Raw genomic sequence first — 15,984 nt, forward strand, 5'->3', positions numbered from 1 at the left:
AACCACGTTCTGAGAGGGACGCCAGTCGAAGCTCCACGCCTCGCCCTCCCTGCCGGCTCAGGGCAAACGCTCCGCGATCGTCGCGGGAGCTGCAGCGATTAGCCAGCGCTTCGAGACGTATGATGAAGCCGTCGACGCTGCCCTCCACCTTGGCAACCTGCGTTCTGATTCGCTGGGCTCGTCGATTTCCCGCATCAGCGCGCTGAAACGCCTTGCGCGGAACCGCGCTTCATTTCCTTTTCCTTCGCAATTTCAATGTGTTCGTTGACTGTCGCCCGCGCTTCAGCACTGTGGAACGGCGAAAGAACCACCGAAGAGTGCCATGCCCAGGATCACCAAACGCCTCGTCGACGCCGCAGAAGCCCGCTCCGCCGAATACTTCGTCTGGGACAGCGAGATCCCTGGCTTCGGGCTGCGTGTGCTGCCGAGCGGGCGCAAGGGCTACGTGGTCCAGTATCGCGCCGGACGCCGATCCCGGCGGATCAGCCTCGGGCCCAGCACGGTCCTTAGATGCGAGCAGGCGCGCAACCGCGCCATCTCCATCGTCGCCGCCGCGCGCAATGGCGCGGACCCCGCCGCCGAGCGGGACGCTGGACGCAATGCGATCACGGTGAAGGAGCTGGCGGAGAGGTTCGACAAGGAACACATCGCGATCCGCGTGAAGGCGAGCACGGCCAAGGAGTATCGCCGGAACCTCGACCGTTTCATCCTGCCCGCACTCGGGCAGCTCACGGTCACCGGCATCACCCGGGCGGACGTGGCGAAGTTCCACCACGACCTCCGCCACATCCCCTATCAGGCGAACCGCTGCCTCGAAGTGGTCTCGAAGATGTTCAGCCTCGCCGAGATGTGGGGCCTGCGTCCGGACGGCACCAACCCGCGAAAGCACATCCGGAAATACCCCGAGGAGAAGCGCGAGCGCTTTCTCAGCGCGGCCGAACTCCGCCGGATCGGCGAGGTCCTGCGCGAGATGGAGGTGGAGGGGATCGAACTGCCCTCGGCCATCCTCGCCGCGCGCTTGCTGATCCTGACCGGGTGTCGGCTCAACGAGATCATGACGCTGAAGTGGGCATACGTCGATCTCGCCGAACGCGTTCTGCGCCTTCCGGACTCCAAGTCCGGCGCCAAGATCGTCCATCTCGGACAGCCCGTCGTCGATCTGCTCCGCGACGCTCAGCGCATCGACGAGAACCCGTGGGTCATCACCGGCACCCTGCCGGGCAAGCGCCTGAGCGATCTCCAGCCCTTCTGGCAGCGCGTTCGCGCCCGCGCCGGGGTGAAGGACGTCCGCATACACGACCTGCGCCACACCTTCGCGTCGACCGCCGTCGCCTCGGGTCAGGGACTGCCGATGATCGGCAAGCTCCTTGGCCACACGCAGGTCCAGACCACGGCGCGCTACGCCCATCTGGCGGCCGAGCCGGTGCGGATGGCTGCCGATGCGGTGGCGCAGAACCTCAGGCAATCCTTGGGATAATCGCGCCCCGACGCGCCCCTTTTCGATTGATTGCGCAATCCCTCGCGGCTACGGTCCAAGAAAGCCCAGAAATTGGGCGCGCACAGTTCGCGTGCGCGCAGGGCTGGGCGGGAGCGCAACGTGGACCGGGACAAGGCCGAACTTCGCTGGGGGATTGAGCAGCGCCTCGAGTTCATCGAGTTCCGTCTGTTCTGGGAGGGACACGTCAATCGTATCGACGTGATGCAGCAGTTCGGCGTTTCTGTGAACCAGGCATCCTCGGACCTGAACCGCTACATCGCGCTGGCGCCGGACAACATGGTCTACGACAAGAGCGCGCGCAGCTATGTCCGTGGCCCGGACTTCGACTGCAAGTTCCGCCCGCCAGATGCAGCGCATTACCTCGCCCAGCTCCGCCTGGTTGCCGACGATGTGCTGGAGCGCGAAGAATGCTGGATCCCCGACCTGCCGTCCTACGCTTCCGCACCGACGCCTGTGCGGGGCGTCGATCCAGTGACGCTGCGCTGGGTCGTCGGTGCCATCCGCCGTTCCGAGGCGATCGAGGTGAAGTACCAGTCCCTGTCGAGCCCGGAGCCGCGCTGGCGCTGGATCGCTCCGCACGCCATCGGGTTCGACGGGTTTCGCTGGCATACGCGGGCGTTCTGCCTGACCGACGAATGCTTCAAGGACTTCCTGCTCTCACGGATCCTCGGCATCCGCGGATCGCGGGAGAGCGAAACGTCGGCCAACGAAGATCGCGACTGGCATTCCGAGGTCACCCTGGAGGTCGGCCCTCACCCTGAGCTCTCGGAGTCGCAGGCCAAGGTCATCGCGCTCGACTACGGGATGCGGGGCGGCAAGGCGAAGATCAAGGTGAGGCGCGCGCTCCTCTACTATGCGTTGAGACGACTTGGACTTGATACCGATCCGGCAGCCCGGAAGCCGCAGGATCAGCAGATCGTTCTTCTGAATGCGACTGACATAATCGGAGAACGACAAAATAGCGCGAGGTCAACGGGTCAATGAAAGACCTTCGCTCCAGCGCCAAGACGGTCGCCCGCTTCGACGAGATCGTCCACCGCATCGAAAGCGCGGACTACCGGATTTCCGCGAGGCCCGACCGGCTGTGCGAGAACTGTGACATGCGCGCCTATTGCGACGCGAAGAACTGGAATTTCAGGGAATATGACAGATGAGTGATGTGAAAGCCGATCAGACCGCGATCGATCTGGGCGCCGAGGCTGCCAACCTGGAGAGCGTGGAGAAGTTCCAGTTCGCGCCGATCAAGGGTTACCCGATGCTGAACTGGCGCGGGAAGCGGCCATTTACGTCCACGCAGTTTTATCCGGCACAGTTGAAGGAAGTGCATGGCGAAGAGGTCGATGGGTGGCGCAACAAGATCTTCTGGGGGGACAATCTTCAGGTCATGAGCCACTTGCTGAGGGAGTTTCGTGGCAAGTTTAATATGATCTATATTGACCCGCCCTTTGACTCAAACGCTGACTACAAAAAGCGGATCAAGGTTCGGGGGGCTACTGCAGAAAGCGATCAGGCAGCCTTCGAGGACAAGCAGTATGGCGATATTTGGAGCAACGACGAATACCTGCAATTTCTGTTTGAGCGCCTTGTTCTTCTCCGTGAGCTGTTGAGCAACGAAGGATCAATTTATGTTCACTGCGATATCAATCGCGGTCATTACATCAAGTGCCTGATGGATGAGGTGTTTGGAGCATCAAACTTCAGAAACGAAATAATTTGGAAGCGGACGAGCGCTCGGGCCGACTCCAAAACTTACAACCACGTTCATGATACTATTTTCTTCTACACCAAGACTGACGAATTTACCTGGAATAGACAGTTCACAGAGCACAGCGAAGCCTATTTGAAGAGCAAGTATAGCAATATTGACTCAAAGGGCCGGCGCTATCAGCTAGACAACATTACAAGTCCGAACCCTCGACCAAACATGACATACGAGTGGAAAGGATTCCCTCCGCCGGCGAATGGCTGGAGATACAGCAAGGAGAAGATGGCGGAGCTGGATGCTGACGGGCGGATTTGGTATCCTGATGAAAAAACAAAGCGACCGCGACTCATTCGCTTCTTGGACGAGTCCGAGGGACGTCCTCTGGACTCAGTTTGGAATGATATTTACCCCGTAAATTCGCAAGCGGCGGATCGTCTGGATTACCCAACACAGAAGCCAGTTGAGCTAGTCGAGCGACTAATTAGAGCGTCCTCAAATCCAGGGGATTTGGTATTTGACTGCTTTCTGGGATCGGGCACCACTGCGGTTGCGGCGGAAAAGAATGATCGCCTATTCATAGGTGCCGATATCAACCTAGGCGCAATACAGACGACCATTAACCGCCTTGCAGTAACCGTGAAGGAGTCGAAGGACACCGAGGCCGGAGAGTTGAAAGAAAGCCATACTGGATTCGAAATTTATAACGTAAACAATTACGATATTTTCCGAAATCCAACGCAGGCTAAAGACCTTCTTCTCGAGGCGCTTGAAGTTCAGCCTCTGGAGCTGAGCACGGTCTTTGACGGAGAGAAGGACGGCCGCATGGTCAAAATCATGCCGGTCAACCGTATCGCTACCCGTGCGGACCTTAATGAGTTGATCGCAGGCTTCGACTACAAGGCTTGGGATCGGCGCCAGGCCGAGCATCCGAACCGTCCGGTGCAGAAGATCATGCTAGTCTGCATGGGGCACGAGCCCGACCTCGCCGCCCGGCTCAAGATGGCTGCGACGCCCTACAAGATCGATGTCGAGGTGGTCGACATCCTGCGCGACAAGGCCAACCTCGAGTTCCGCCGCGACTCCGAGGCAAAAGTCGTCATCGAGGATGGCGAGCTGGTGGTCGAGCGCTTCTACCCCATGAACCTGCTGCAGAAGCTGTCGATGCAGAAGGAGACGGTCGAGGACTGGCGCGAGCTGGTCGAGAGCGTCCTCATCGACTGGAACTACGACGGCGCCGTGCTGCAGCCAGCCGTGGTCGACATCCCCGGAAAGACCGAGCTCGTCGCCGGCCGCTACAAGGTGCCGGCCGACGCCGGAACGATCCGCGTGAAGATCACGGACCTCCTCTCCGAGTCCTGGGAAGGGAGCGTGACCAATGGCTAGGCGCACCAAGGCGGTCACCGCGTCGCTGGACTTCGCTTTCTTCCAGTTCCTGTGGGAATTCTTCCGCAGCAACCGCGGCACGATCCGCACCCACTACAAGGAGCTGACCCGCAAGTTTCTGGACTTCAACAACCCGGACAAGAACCCCAAGGCCTTCCTGCGCCAGCCTCAGTACGAGGCACTGGAGATCTATGTCTTCCTGAAGGAATTCATGGACAACGCGAAGGTCGAGGAGATCTTCAAGGCGTGGTTCGAGAAGACCGGCCGCTTCGCTGGCCGCCAGGAAGGCGGCATCATCGGCGGCGACACGCGCCAGGTCTCGATGTTCGATGCCGTGACGCAGGACCAGTACAAAGCTGTCTTCGCGGCCATGCGGAAAAACTCCCGCATCTACCCGAACTACATCTTCGCCCTGACCATGGGGACCGGCAAGACGATCCTTATGGCCACGTGCATCTTCTACGAGTTCCTGCTCGGCAACAAGTTCGAGAAAAACAAGCGGTACTGCCATAACGCGTTGATTTTCGCCCCTGACAAGACCGTGCTGCAGTCTCTGAAGGAAATCGAGTCCTTCGACCTCGCGCTGGTCGTCCCCCCCGAGTACGTCAACTTCCTGACCACCCACCTGCGCTTCCACTACCTCGAGGAGGCTGGCACCTCGCTCAGTACGCTGGACCGATCGCGCTTCAACATCGTGGTCTCGAACACACAGAAGATCATCCTGAAGCGTCGCCACAAGGAGAAGACCCCGTTGGACGCGCTGTTCGGCGCGACCCCGGACACGGTGACAGCGCTCGGGGTCTATGGTGACGCGGCCGACCTCTATGCCTGGGACCAGCCCGAAGAAGAGGCCGAACTCGCCACGAACCAGCGGTTCGAAAAACTGTGCCGCCTCGAGCAGCTGGGCATCTACGTGGACGAGGCACACCACGCCTTCGGCAAAACGCTCGCAAAGGACATGGGGATCGGCGCCAAGGAGACTGACACGAGCCTCCGCACCACCATCGACCAGCTCGCCGCCAATCTGAACCGCGCCGGGACGCGCGTCGTCGCGTGTTACAACTATACCGGCACGCCCTACGTGGGGAAAGAAGTGCTGCCCGAGGTCGTCTACGCGTACGGGCTAAAGGAGGCCATCGAAAAGGGTTTCCTCAAGAAGGTCGTCCTTCACGGATACCGAAACACCCGAACGGACGAGTTCGTCGACATAGCCGTCGAGCAATTCCTCGATGAGACTGGCGATCTGAAGCCTGAGGGGATGCTGCCCAAATTGGCCTTCTTCGCAGCCACGATCGAGGAACTAACCAAGGAGCTACGCCCCGCGGTCGAACGAGCCCTCGCCAAGAGAGACGTTCCGACGTCACGCATCTTGGTCAACGTCGGCGACGAGAAGTTGACCTCGAACGACGACATTCGGGAGTTCAACCGTCTGGACACCCCAGACTCGGAGAAGCAGTTCATTCTGCTCGTCAACAAGGGGCGCGAGGGCTGGAACTGCCGGTCCCTATTTGGCGTCGGCCTCTTCCGCGAGCCCAAATCCAAGGTTTTCGTGCTTCAGGCCACCATGCGCTGCCTTCGCGCCATCGGCCAAGCACAGCACACCGGGCATGTGTTTCTCTCCGACGACAACATGGAGATCCTGAACGACGAGCTGCAGCAGAACTTCAGGATCAGCGCTGCCGAGCTGCAGAACGTCGCCAGCGAAAAGGAGCGCGTCCAGGTCAAGGTCATCGAGCCCCCCGTGAAGATCAAGCTGGTGCGGGTGCGCAAGGAATACAATGTCCGCGAAAAAACTGTCACGCCTGGACAGACGCTCTTCCCCGAGCTGTCTGCTCGGGACAAATGGAGTGAGCTTGTCGAGAAATATCGGCTCGTGGAGACGCAGCAGGAAGGGCTCACCCCAAGTGAGGCCGCCCGTGCGTCAGCCAGCAGGACGTTCGACCTTACCGAGCGCCGCGAGAAGCAGGTGTTCTCACGCCTCAGCCTTGTGGGAGAAATCGCTAGGTATCTCAACCAATCGCCATTGGAAATCGAGTCGCTGCTGGATGCCACAACGGAAGGCGTCAATAAGCTCGCTGAAATCACTAACAAATTCAACGAGCTGCTCTACGACGAGGTCATTCCACGCTTGTTCCGGATGATCTTTGAGCTGGATGAGTCGGAAAAAACCGAAGAGCACGAAGTCGAACTCATCAAGCTCCCGGCGAACGGTTATTACGAGATCACGGCTGCCAAGGACAAGATTGTCCGCAGCACGGACGCAGTGGTGAAGGATCATGAGCGCGACAAGAGCTTCCATCTCGACACCTACTGCTTCGATTCCAATTCGGAGCGAACGCTGTTCTGGGATCTTCTTAGAGAGAAAAGAGTGAAAAAGATCTATTTTACTGGCATGCTTACGCACGGTCAGTCAGACTTTTTCATTCAGTATATCGACCCTGACTCACACACGGTTCGCAGCTACTATCCTGATTTTGTTTTTCTTCGCGAGGAGCCGGACGGCAGTGAAAAGTACGTCGTGGTAGAGGTCAAAGGCGATCATCAGGTCGACAATGCGGTAGTTCAGGCCAAGAAGGAATTTGCAGAGCAAATAGCAGTGGCCAGCGGCATGGAATATCAGATCATTAAATCAACCGATGCTGATGCTCGAAATTATCGAGTGCTACTTTAGGAGCGTCCGTACTGAAACCGAGGTCGATCAATATCTTCCTGCTCGACGGCGACCCGAATGGCATCCGGGTGGCGCAAATCTCGATGTCGACGATCCAGGCGATTGCCTTCCGGCGCAACCAGCTTCGTCGGGTTCGGGAGGCTTTCCCCGAGATCGAACGGCCAGGCGTCTACATCCTGATCGGGACCGACGAAGACGCGCAGGACCGGCAGCTTGCATACATCGGCGAGTCCGAAGGCGTCGGCGCTCGATTGTCGTATCACAACTCGAATGAGGCCGGTCGCGATGCCAAAGGCTTCTGGACCGACACGGTCGTGCTGATCAGCAAGGACGAGAACCTGACCAAGAGCCACGCGCGCTATGTCGAAGCTTGTCTGATCCGGGGGGTCGTCAGCAATCCCCGTTGGACCCTGCCCAACACGCGCACGCCGTCCGACGACGCGGGCAGGCGCGCGTCCTCGAGCGAGACAGCGAGCAGTCCCTGCTCGCGCCAGCCGTCGCGCTTCACCTGGTCCGGATCCCGGCGATGGCCGCCGTAGCCCTTGGGATGCCACCTCATGCGACACCCCCGTTCGTCTCGATCGCCCAGAGGAGGAGCGCGATGGCGTCCGCCTCGTTGTCGTCGGCGGGGCTGAAACCTCGGGCCCGCGCGGCTGCGATCATCGCCGCCTTCGGTGCGTTGCCCTTGCTGGTGGCGTGACGCTTGATCGTGCCGACGGGAACGCCGGCATAGTCGTGCCAGGCCGCGCGGGCGAACTGGCCGGGCTTCTTGGTGCCGGGCGCGATCGGCAGGATCGCGTAAGCCCGATGCTGTTGGGAGTTATAAACGCAAAAAATGTTGACCAATATGACATACTATACTTTGAGTTTCCAATCGACCTGATTGGACGGGAAGATGCGGTGTTCACTGGAGCCTCCGCAAACACAATGGTTCCGCCTACGTTTTACAGTGAGCCGGAGGACTTGGTAAAACTTGATTGGGCTGCGATCGATAGCCGCAAATGGGGAAATCCCGATGACGATTTTCGCCACCGACGCATGGCTGAGCTCCTAGTCTATAGCCAACTCCCGGTGACGGCCGCAACCCGATGCATAGTGTGGAACAAGGCCGCCAAGAAGCGCGTCGAAGCAATAGTTGGCACGAAGCCGTTTCCGCAGATCTGCTTCGAGGATTATAGGGCTCGGCCTCACTGGTTCAAGAATTTTGCGAGCGGCGGAAAGAGCAGCCTTGTCAAGGGACCAAAGGCGATCGCGAAAATATTTGAGGCGACTTGCGCTCATGTCGAAGAGCATGCAGGCAGCCACTCAGAAACGGCGAAATTCAAGAACCTTAAACACTTGCAAGACGGGCTTCGTTCTGACTTCGGATGCTTGCCACAGACTGCCGAACTGATTGGCCTGCGCTCTGAAAATGGCATCCACGAGCAAACCGTCGACGTTCATTCCAAAGAAGTAGTCGAAAATCTGTTGCTGCTTGACGAATATGCTGCCCTCGGAAAGAAACATCAGATGCTAGTCGAGATAGCTGCATACCTACATGATATCGGGAAGGGACCTCGCTCACGCTGGGACAAGAATGGCGGCTTGCAAAAGGTCGACCCGGACCACCCAGTCGGAGCGATGCCGATGATGGCCGAAATACTGACCGAGCACGTCGCGTCTGTAAATATGTCTTCAGCGAGGACGCTTCTCAAGCTGGTATGCTACCATGACCTTGTAGGCGATGTACTCGGACGTGGTCGCGACGAGCAGCAGATACTCGACGTAGTCGACAGCGTGGAGGAACTCGACATGTTGTTCGCGATCGGACGGGCCGACGTGATGGCTCTGTACCCAAGTTGGTGGGATGAGGACTGCGCTGAGCAGCTGTACGATCGTTGTTTGAAGGCAATTGAGAACGCATCGGAAGCTTAGGCCATGCTTGAGTTCGTGAAAGGCGATATCTTCGACGCCCCCGCTGATATCCGCGTCAACACAGTCAATTGTGTCGGCGTTATGGGAGCTGGCGTTGCTCTAGCGTTCAAGCAGCGCTATCCGGACATGTTCAAGGACTACCAGCGAGACTGTAAGGATGGCCGCGTCAAGCCCGGCATGATGCACATCTGGAAGTCGCTTGGCGGTGACTGGATCATCAATTTCCCCACCAAGCGGGATTGGCGCGAATCTTCTCGTTACGAGGACATCGCCAGCGGCCTCGAGGATCTGCGCAAATATCTCGACGGGATCGGTCAGGTGACGGTTGCGCTGCCGGCGCTTGGGTGCGGGCATGGTGGCTTGGACTGGAATCGCGTGTCCGAGATGATCCGGAACAAACTCGATGGCGTTGATGCGCATGTCCTGGTCTTCGAGCCTTCGGCGTCGCGTAAGACAGGACGTTCGGCTGTAGCACATCCTACTGAGGACGAACGCAAGGGTGCAGAGCAGCTGGGATACAGTCTCATCGAAAGCGATGAAATTCCGGCACTAGAAACATCGTCTCCGCTCTTTGTTTCGGGCAGTCTAGACGTTCTTACTCACAATTGGATTGCGCTACTTCCGTCACGCAGTCCCGGGGACCGCGAATTGCAGGCCCTGCGTTCGATCGCAACTGAGCTGGCGCAGTCCGGCGCGAACAAGGTGGTCGCGTTGGTTCATGGAACACGTGTCTCCGAGGAGGTTGCCGCCATATTCCTGAGGCAGGGTGTCGATACCGTTTTGCTTCTGCCTTTCGGTGTCTTGACGCGAAAGTCGATCCCTAAACAGATCCGGAAAGAACGGACCGGATCGTTGACGCTTGTTTCACTTGCATCCGCCAACGGTAAATGGACCCGCCAGCTCTTTGCACAAAGCATGGACATGTTGCGAGCCAACGCGGCGGCGACTTTGCTTTCGGACCCGGAACCAGACTGGCTGACAAGTAAGGGGCTCGGAAAATGGGCGCAGACGCCAATCTCTTATGTCCGCTACGAGACAATGCCCCCGTATATGCGTGATGCCTTGGCAAGCGTGGGCGCCCGGCCAATCGGTCGTCGCGGTGAGGATGGGGCGCCGAATATCGACCATCTGGTAGACGCCTTTGATGGCCCCCCCAACAAACAGCGCAATGCAGCGGACGCACTAAAGCAGTCCAGGCAAGTGGAGATGGCCCGGCAAGCACCGAGTGCAGTGGAGAAGAGGGACGCGCAGAAGACGGCTGAGACCGTGACGATGGCAGGAGTTAGCCCTCCCGACGAGTCTCTGCCCGAAGAAGCAGGATCTCCGCTACTGCAATCCGAGACGGTGAACGCACCTGCTGAAACCGGCACTACACCCACGAAGGCCACTTCTGCAGAGAGTGAGGGTGGGGCTGCCGATGCGCCGCCCTCAGGCAATCCCATCGCGAAGGCCGACGCAGACTACTGCTCTTCAGAACCTGCGAGCGACTTCTACAGCCTGTTTCTCCTGCGCATGCGGGAGTTAACCGATCGAGCCCCAATGAATGTCGAGGATATCGCTGCGCGCCTAGAGTTGGAGAAAGCGCAAGTGAACGCTTGGCTGAAACGGGGCACGTCGGATGGGCAGATCAAGAAGCTCAGCAAACCTGTTCGCTATCAGTCCGCATCGGCGGATCAGCGACAAGCATCATTCTTTGTCAATGAAAGATAAGCGACCAAGGGCGCTACTGTAAAATCAGGAAAGAGGGCAATTGTCTCGCTTCAATCCAAATCACCACGTCGCACCGATCTACGACGCTGCTGCTGCATGGAAGAAAAACTGCTTTCTTGCAGATGGGTCGGCGCTGTCGGACGGCGGAAACCTCTGGACGAACACCTTACTCGGCGAACTCGATCAGCGCTTCGTAAAGAATCTCGACGCCGGTGAAGGTGATTTTCTCTCGAAATTGAAGGTCCAGCTTTCGGAGGGCTCCCCTGATTGCCGCAAGCTGATGGCGGAGAGCTTGTGGCTTACGCTGCTCTTCCCGTCGAACGTCGGCGCGGCCAAGAAGCGCGAGAACGTGCTTGAGATCTGGTCTTGGTCAGGAGATGACCTGAGCGCGACCCACCCACTCCTCGCAGACGCTGTTCTCGAAGGCATCGGCTCCGCCGGGACTGCCTACAACACGCACCGCTGGCGCGAGCTGGTTTTTCTCATCGGCGCTCTGCAAGATTTCAAGGCTCGCGATGGCTCCGAGCGCGAGCAGATCGCTTCGGACCCGTGGGCGTTCTCTGGCTGGCTGAGTGGTCTTCCTGAGGCGCGGCACAGACAGCTGATACATATTCTTCCGCACCTGCTGTTCCCCGATACCTTCGAGCGGATCAGTTCTGAGGGCGACAAGCGCCTGATCCTCGCCGGCTTCGGAGACACGCCGGAGAAGGAGATCAAGAAGTGGAGCACTGTCGAGATCGACCGTGCCCTGCTCGAGCTGCGCCGCCGGCTTGAAGAAGAACATGGCGCGGACATCGATTTCTATCAGGAAGAGTTCGAAGCCCAGTGGAAGAACCAGACAAAGAACTGGCTCCTCAGTTGGAACCCTTCCAAATGGAACTGGGAGACACTCGCGAGCGACCGCGCCACGACAATCAATGAGGAGAAGGCCGACAACCGGTGGCGCTGCAGCTCGAGCAAGCCTCGCGAGGGCGACCGCGTCTTTCTGATCCGCACCGGCAGTCCACCGAAAGGCGTCGTTGCAGTCGGAAAGGTCACGCGCGCGCCCTACGAAGCGGAGCACTGGGAACAGGCCCGCGCCGACGCCGGAGAGACGACGCGCTTCGTTGACGTGGCATTCGACTCAGTCCGCGATGCAACGTCGGACGAAATCGTCCCTCTGGAACAGCTGCAAAGCCGCGAGCCCGGCCAGGAATGGAACCCGCAGTCTTCCGGAATCGAGATCAAGGCAAAGGCTGCCCGGACACTGGAGCGCCTATGGAAGGCGCTGCCACCTGTCACATCGGGCGCTACTACGCCGGCGGGCGACGCCGGGACTGGGGACGCATCTCGAAAGAAACTCGCGCCGCCCCTGAACCTCATTCTCTACGGCCCGCCCGGCACCGGGAAGACCTACCGCCTCAAAAACGATTACCTGCCGCGCTACCAGGACGAGGCCGGTGATCGCTTCGAGTTCGTGACGTTTCATCAGAGCTACGCGTACGAGGATTTTGTCGAGGGCATTCGCCCTGTCACGGAGAACGGCGCTGTCACCTATGAGGTGCGGCCGGGAGTGTTGAAGCGGCTTTGCGATCGGGCCCGGCGCGCGCCGGACAAGCGCTTCGCCCTCTTCATCGACGAGATCAATCGCGGAAACGTCGCCAAGGTCTTCGGCGAGCTGATCACGCTCGTCGAAGTTGACAAGCGCATCCGCCTCGATGCCTCGGGCAACCGCGCCTCGAGCTGCAAGGGCCTGGAAGTGACGCTCCCCTACTCCGGCGAGCGTTTTGGGGTGCCCGCGAATGTCGACGTGATCGGCACAATGAACACCGCGGACCGCTCGATTGCTCTGCTCGACAGCGCTTTACGGCGCCGGTTCCGGTTCGAGGAACTCACGCCGAAGCCGGAACTGCTTGAATCGATCGATGACGGTGAGGGCAACGCGATCGACCTGCGTCAGCTTCTGCAGGCCATAAATGCCCGCCTGTCCCGCCTGCTGCATCGCGACCAGACCCTCGGCCACAGCTACTTTTACCACGTGAAGTCGTTCGACGAGCTGCGCCGGGTCTTTGCCCGGGAGATACTGCCGTTCCTGCAAGAGGCGTTCTACGACGACTGGCGTCAGATCCGTTACGTCCTCGCCGACCAGGCCGTGGAGGAAGAGCTGCAATTGGTCCGGGCTCGCACGCAGAGTGCTGCCGTGCTCTTTCCGAAGGCGGACCCGACCGAAATCGGGGACGGCGAGGCCTTCGAGATCATTCGGGAAGACGACATCACCCCGGACGCAATCCGCAAGATCTACGAGCCACCGGAATGAGGTGCCTGAGCTTCCGAGAGAGGGAGGATGTCAGCATCGGCCCGGCCGGCGAGATCAGCGAGCTCGAGGCAGAAGGCATCGCGAAACTCGCCGGACGTCTGCCACCCGGGGTCCTCGCATGGGGCCATCGGTCATTGAAGTTCGGGCCGTTCTGCGGAGTCCTGCAAACCGAGCAGCTGGCAATCGAGATACTTCCAAAGATCGACCATGGCAGCAATAGCAGCGAAGACATGCGGGGCCTTCTGGTGGCCATGCTTGCGCGCGCAGGTGAGCTCGGATCAAAGCGCGTGGGCGATGCTGGCCTTGGGCAACAGCACAGCCACCTCCTGGACGTCTTCATCGAGGATTTCTGCAGCCAGGTGAAATCCGCGCTCCGAGGCGGGGCCATTGCCCGGTACTCGGAGAGGACAGAGAACCTCAATGCCATCCGCGGACGGCTCGAGCTGACCGAGCACCTGCGCACGAACGCCTTCGACCGTTCTCATCTACTCTGTCGCTTCGACGAGCGCAGCATCGACAACCCCTACAATCAAGCGCTCAAGGCGGTCCTTCGGATCCTTCTAGGGCTCGCACTGAGCCCGAGGACGCGGGCGATGGTGGCGGCGTTCCTCCATCGCTTTGTCGAGGTGACCGATGGCAGGGTCAGGGCTCGCGACGTTGGCGCCTTGCGGTTTGATCGTACCATCCGACACTGGGAGCCGGTGTTTGCGCGGGCCCGCTGGCTGCTGACAGGCCTCTATCCGGATGTTCGCATCGGCGACGCAGCTGGTTCCGCTCTGCTGTTCAACATGGAAAAGCTCTTCGAGACGGTACTCGGACTGCGCATCCGGCATGCTTGCCAGGTGCAGGCCGGTGCACCCCTTACTGTCGGACTTCAGAGCCCTGTGAAGAACCTCGCGACGGCGGGCTTCCAGCTGCGCCCCGACATCACCGTTCAGAGCGGAGACGAGTGCGTCGCCATCTTTGATGCAAAGTGGAAACGCCTCGATCTCGCCGAACCGAACTCGGGCGTCTCGAGCGGCGACGCATATCAGATGAACGCCTACGCCAGTCGCTACCGCTGCAAGCGACTCGCGCTCATTTACCCGGCCTCAAGGGACTGTCCGCCAGGATGGATCACCGAGTTCGTGCTCATGACCGAAGAGCGGCCGGTGCTGGATGTTGTCGCGATCGATGTTCGAGAGCTCGCCTTTGGCAGCGGGATCCCGGCCGGTATCGATGCGATGATCCCGATCGAGCCGCACTGGAAGCAACGGCCATGGCAGGCACCGATTTACGAAGCGTTATGAAGGACTTCGTGCCCTCTTGCTTCCACAGTGCTTCCACGGGTGTTGGAAACGCAAACGCCGCCCCGGAGGGCGGCGCTTAAGCGTTTGAAAACGCGAAGAAAGTTGGTTGCGGGGGCAGGCAACCAACGATACTTGCGATTGGTCGAACGGAATATCCCAAGACTTGCCGCTTAGCCTAACCTATTAAGACTCATAAGAAAATATCCAGTTCCGTACGTCGAACCTGCGCGCGTCCTTCGGGGCAAAACAAGGTAGCCGCAGCTAGGCAGCCTCCAATCGGCACAAGGCAGAGCATTCTTGCTATGTCTCGATTGCTACGCCCGCTGCTATCAGGTTCGCAAGCTCTGTTGCGATTGGTGTGATCAGGTCAACGTCGACATCCGGTGTCTCGATACCGACAACGAGCGCATATCGACTCTTGCTCTCGGCTCTTCCAAGCGCCTTGCGCTCGCGCCACCAACCTGAAATCGGAAACACATAGAGAAGGTCCCGCGCTGCAAGCTCAACGGCACTGCCCTCCCAAATATCCATGTGGACTGAACCGGCCGACACCGACTTCGGCCCAAAGAACCAACCATCGTTGTCTTCATTCACCGGCCGAAGATCGCCCTCATCCCGGTCGTCCTTATTGACCCGACGCATGAAATTGCGTTCTGTCTCACGCGCTCGCTTCAAGTCGAAACGCAGACCGAACGACTGGTATCGTGCAGGATCGATCGCGCTTGCGAAGCTCGGATTCGGCTCCACGAAATACGACAATGTCACCTTCAACCTGATGCGCTCGTTACCGAGGCTTCTCCCGCTTCAGCCTGCGCCGCGGCTTGATCCGCAGGTTCAGCTCCAGCTCGCAGTAGATCCGGTGGACCCGCTTGTGGTTCCAGACATGTCCCTTGACGTTCCGCAGGTGCAGGAAACACAGGCCGAAACCCCAGGTCTTGTGGACATTCGTCAGCCCGACCAGCAGATCGGCAATCATCTCGTTCTCGTCGTAACGCTTCGGACTATAGCGAAAGCAGGTCTCGCTGACGCCGAACGCCCGGCAGGCCAGCGCGATGCTGACCCCCTTCGTCGCCACCGCCTTCTCGGCCAGCTCCCGGCGCTGAGCTGGCCGCGTCACTTTTTTCCCAGAGCCTCTCGAAGCAGATCGGCCTGCATGCTGAGATCGGCGAACATGCGCTTCAGTCGCCTGTTCTCATCCTCGAGGGCCTTCATCTGGCTCATCATGGATGCATCCATGCCGCCAAACTTCGCGCGCCATTTGTAAAACGTCGCGCTGCTGATCCCATGCTCGCGGCAAAGCTCGGAAACGGGCAGCCCGCCCTCCGCCTGGCGCAGCACGCCCATGATCTGGGCTTCGGTGAAACGGCTCTTCTTCATCGGAATCTCCTCGTCCATCTTGCCGAGAAAATTCTACCTTCGCATCCCCTTAACCACGGGGAGGGGCTCTGTTGCGCAAATCCCGTGAGGGATTCATCTCGTGAATCCAGCATGGTAGCTGGGGTGCATGAGCAGACCCAC

The 15,984-nt window shown here is 59.4% G+C and carries 12 protein-coding genes and 1 pseudogene; 10 read left to right on the plus strand and 3 right to left on the minus strand.

The window, feature by feature from the left end:
- The first annotated feature begins 322 nt into the window (after nucleotides 1-322).
- The 6 genes from Q0938_RS14695 (at nucleotide 323) to Q0938_RS14720 (ending at nucleotide 7,796) form a co-directional block, all read left to right on the plus strand.
- Entirely contained in the window at nucleotides 323-1,477 is a 1,155-nt protein-coding gene (locus Q0938_RS14695; protein ID WP_299363794.1) for a site-specific integrase, read from the plus strand.
- 120 nt (nucleotides 1,478-1,597) lie between these two features.
- Nucleotides 1,598-2,482 carry a WYL domain-containing protein gene (locus Q0938_RS14700; protein WP_299363796.1) on the plus strand — a complete coding sequence of 295 codons (885 nt, stop codon included), beginning with the start codon at nucleotides 1,598-1,600 and terminating at the stop codon, nucleotides 2,480-2,482.
- Nucleotides 2,479-2,652 (plus strand): hypothetical protein, encoded by a 174-nt coding sequence (locus Q0938_RS14705; RefSeq protein WP_299363798.1) that lies wholly within the window; start codon nucleotides 2,479-2,481, stop codon nucleotides 2,650-2,652. The genes Q0938_RS14700 and Q0938_RS14705 overlap by 4 nt, the downstream gene beginning before the upstream one ends.
- Nucleotides 2,649-4,586, plus strand: coding sequence for a site-specific DNA-methyltransferase (locus Q0938_RS14710; protein ID WP_299363800.1), 1,938 nt, complete (start codon nucleotides 2,649-2,651; stop codon nucleotides 4,584-4,586). The genes Q0938_RS14705 and Q0938_RS14710 overlap by 4 nt, the downstream gene beginning before the upstream one ends.
- A complete protein-coding gene (locus Q0938_RS14715; protein WP_299363802.1) occupies nucleotides 4,579-7,257 on the plus strand; it encodes a TnsA endonuclease N-terminal domain-containing protein in 2,679 nt (892 codons plus the stop codon). The genes Q0938_RS14710 and Q0938_RS14715 overlap by 8 nt, the downstream gene beginning before the upstream one ends.
- A gap of 83 nt (nucleotides 7,258-7,340) precedes the next feature.
- On the plus strand, nucleotides 7,341-7,796 hold the full coding sequence (locus Q0938_RS14720; protein WP_299363804.1) for a GIY-YIG nuclease family protein: 456 nt from the start codon (nucleotides 7,341-7,343) through the stop codon (nucleotides 7,794-7,796).
- Between the two features lie 16 nt (nucleotides 7,797-7,812).
- On the opposite strand, the gene Q0938_RS14725 is transcribed toward Q0938_RS14720, so the two are convergent.
- Entirely contained in the window at nucleotides 7,813-8,103 is a 291-nt protein-coding gene (locus tag Q0938_RS14725) for a hypothetical protein (protein WP_299363825.1), read from the minus strand.
- Between Q0938_RS14725 and Q0938_RS14730 the strand changes: the two genes are divergently transcribed.
- Genes Q0938_RS14730 through Q0938_RS14745 form a run of 4 tightly spaced genes read left to right on the plus strand, consistent with a single transcriptional unit; the run spans nucleotide 8,065 to nucleotide 14,466 of the window.
- Entirely contained in the window at nucleotides 8,065-9,171 is a 1,107-nt protein-coding gene (locus tag Q0938_RS14730) for a DarT ssDNA thymidine ADP-ribosyltransferase family protein (protein WP_299363806.1), read from the plus strand. The genes Q0938_RS14725 and Q0938_RS14730 overlap by 39 nt on opposite strands.
- A gap of 3 nt (nucleotides 9,172-9,174) precedes the next feature.
- The gene (locus tag Q0938_RS14735; protein WP_299363808.1) at nucleotides 9,175-10,881 is read left to right on the plus strand and encodes a macro domain-containing protein; all 1,707 of its coding nucleotides are present in this window, start codon (nucleotides 9,175-9,177) and stop codon (nucleotides 10,879-10,881) included.
- 40 nt (nucleotides 10,882-10,921) lie between these two features.
- Entirely contained in the window at nucleotides 10,922-13,177 is a 2,256-nt protein-coding gene (locus Q0938_RS14740) for an AAA family ATPase (RefSeq protein WP_299363811.1), read from the plus strand.
- On the plus strand, nucleotides 13,174-14,466 hold the full coding sequence (locus Q0938_RS14745) for a hypothetical protein (protein WP_299363813.1): 1,293 nt from the start codon (nucleotides 13,174-13,176) through the stop codon (nucleotides 14,464-14,466). The genes Q0938_RS14740 and Q0938_RS14745 overlap by 4 nt, the downstream gene beginning before the upstream one ends.
- Nucleotides 14,467-14,766: 300 nt before the next feature.
- Here the strand turns inward: Q0938_RS14745 and Q0938_RS14750 are convergent, their stop codons facing one another.
- The gene (locus tag Q0938_RS14750) at nucleotides 14,767-15,237 is read right to left on the minus strand and encodes a hypothetical protein (protein ID WP_299363816.1); all 471 of its coding nucleotides are present in this window, start codon (nucleotides 15,235-15,237) and stop codon (nucleotides 14,767-14,769) included.
- A gap of 19 nt (nucleotides 15,238-15,256) precedes the next feature.
- Nucleotides 15,257-15,843, minus strand: a pseudogene (locus Q0938_RS14755) (transposase); the annotation flags it as partial.
- Between the last annotated feature and the right edge of the window lie 141 nt (nucleotides 15,844-15,984).

The sequence above is a fragment of the uncultured Paracoccus sp. genome (assembly GCF_947496875.1).
Classification (GTDB): Bacteria; Pseudomonadota; Alphaproteobacteria; order Rhodobacterales; family Rhodobacteraceae; genus Paracoccus.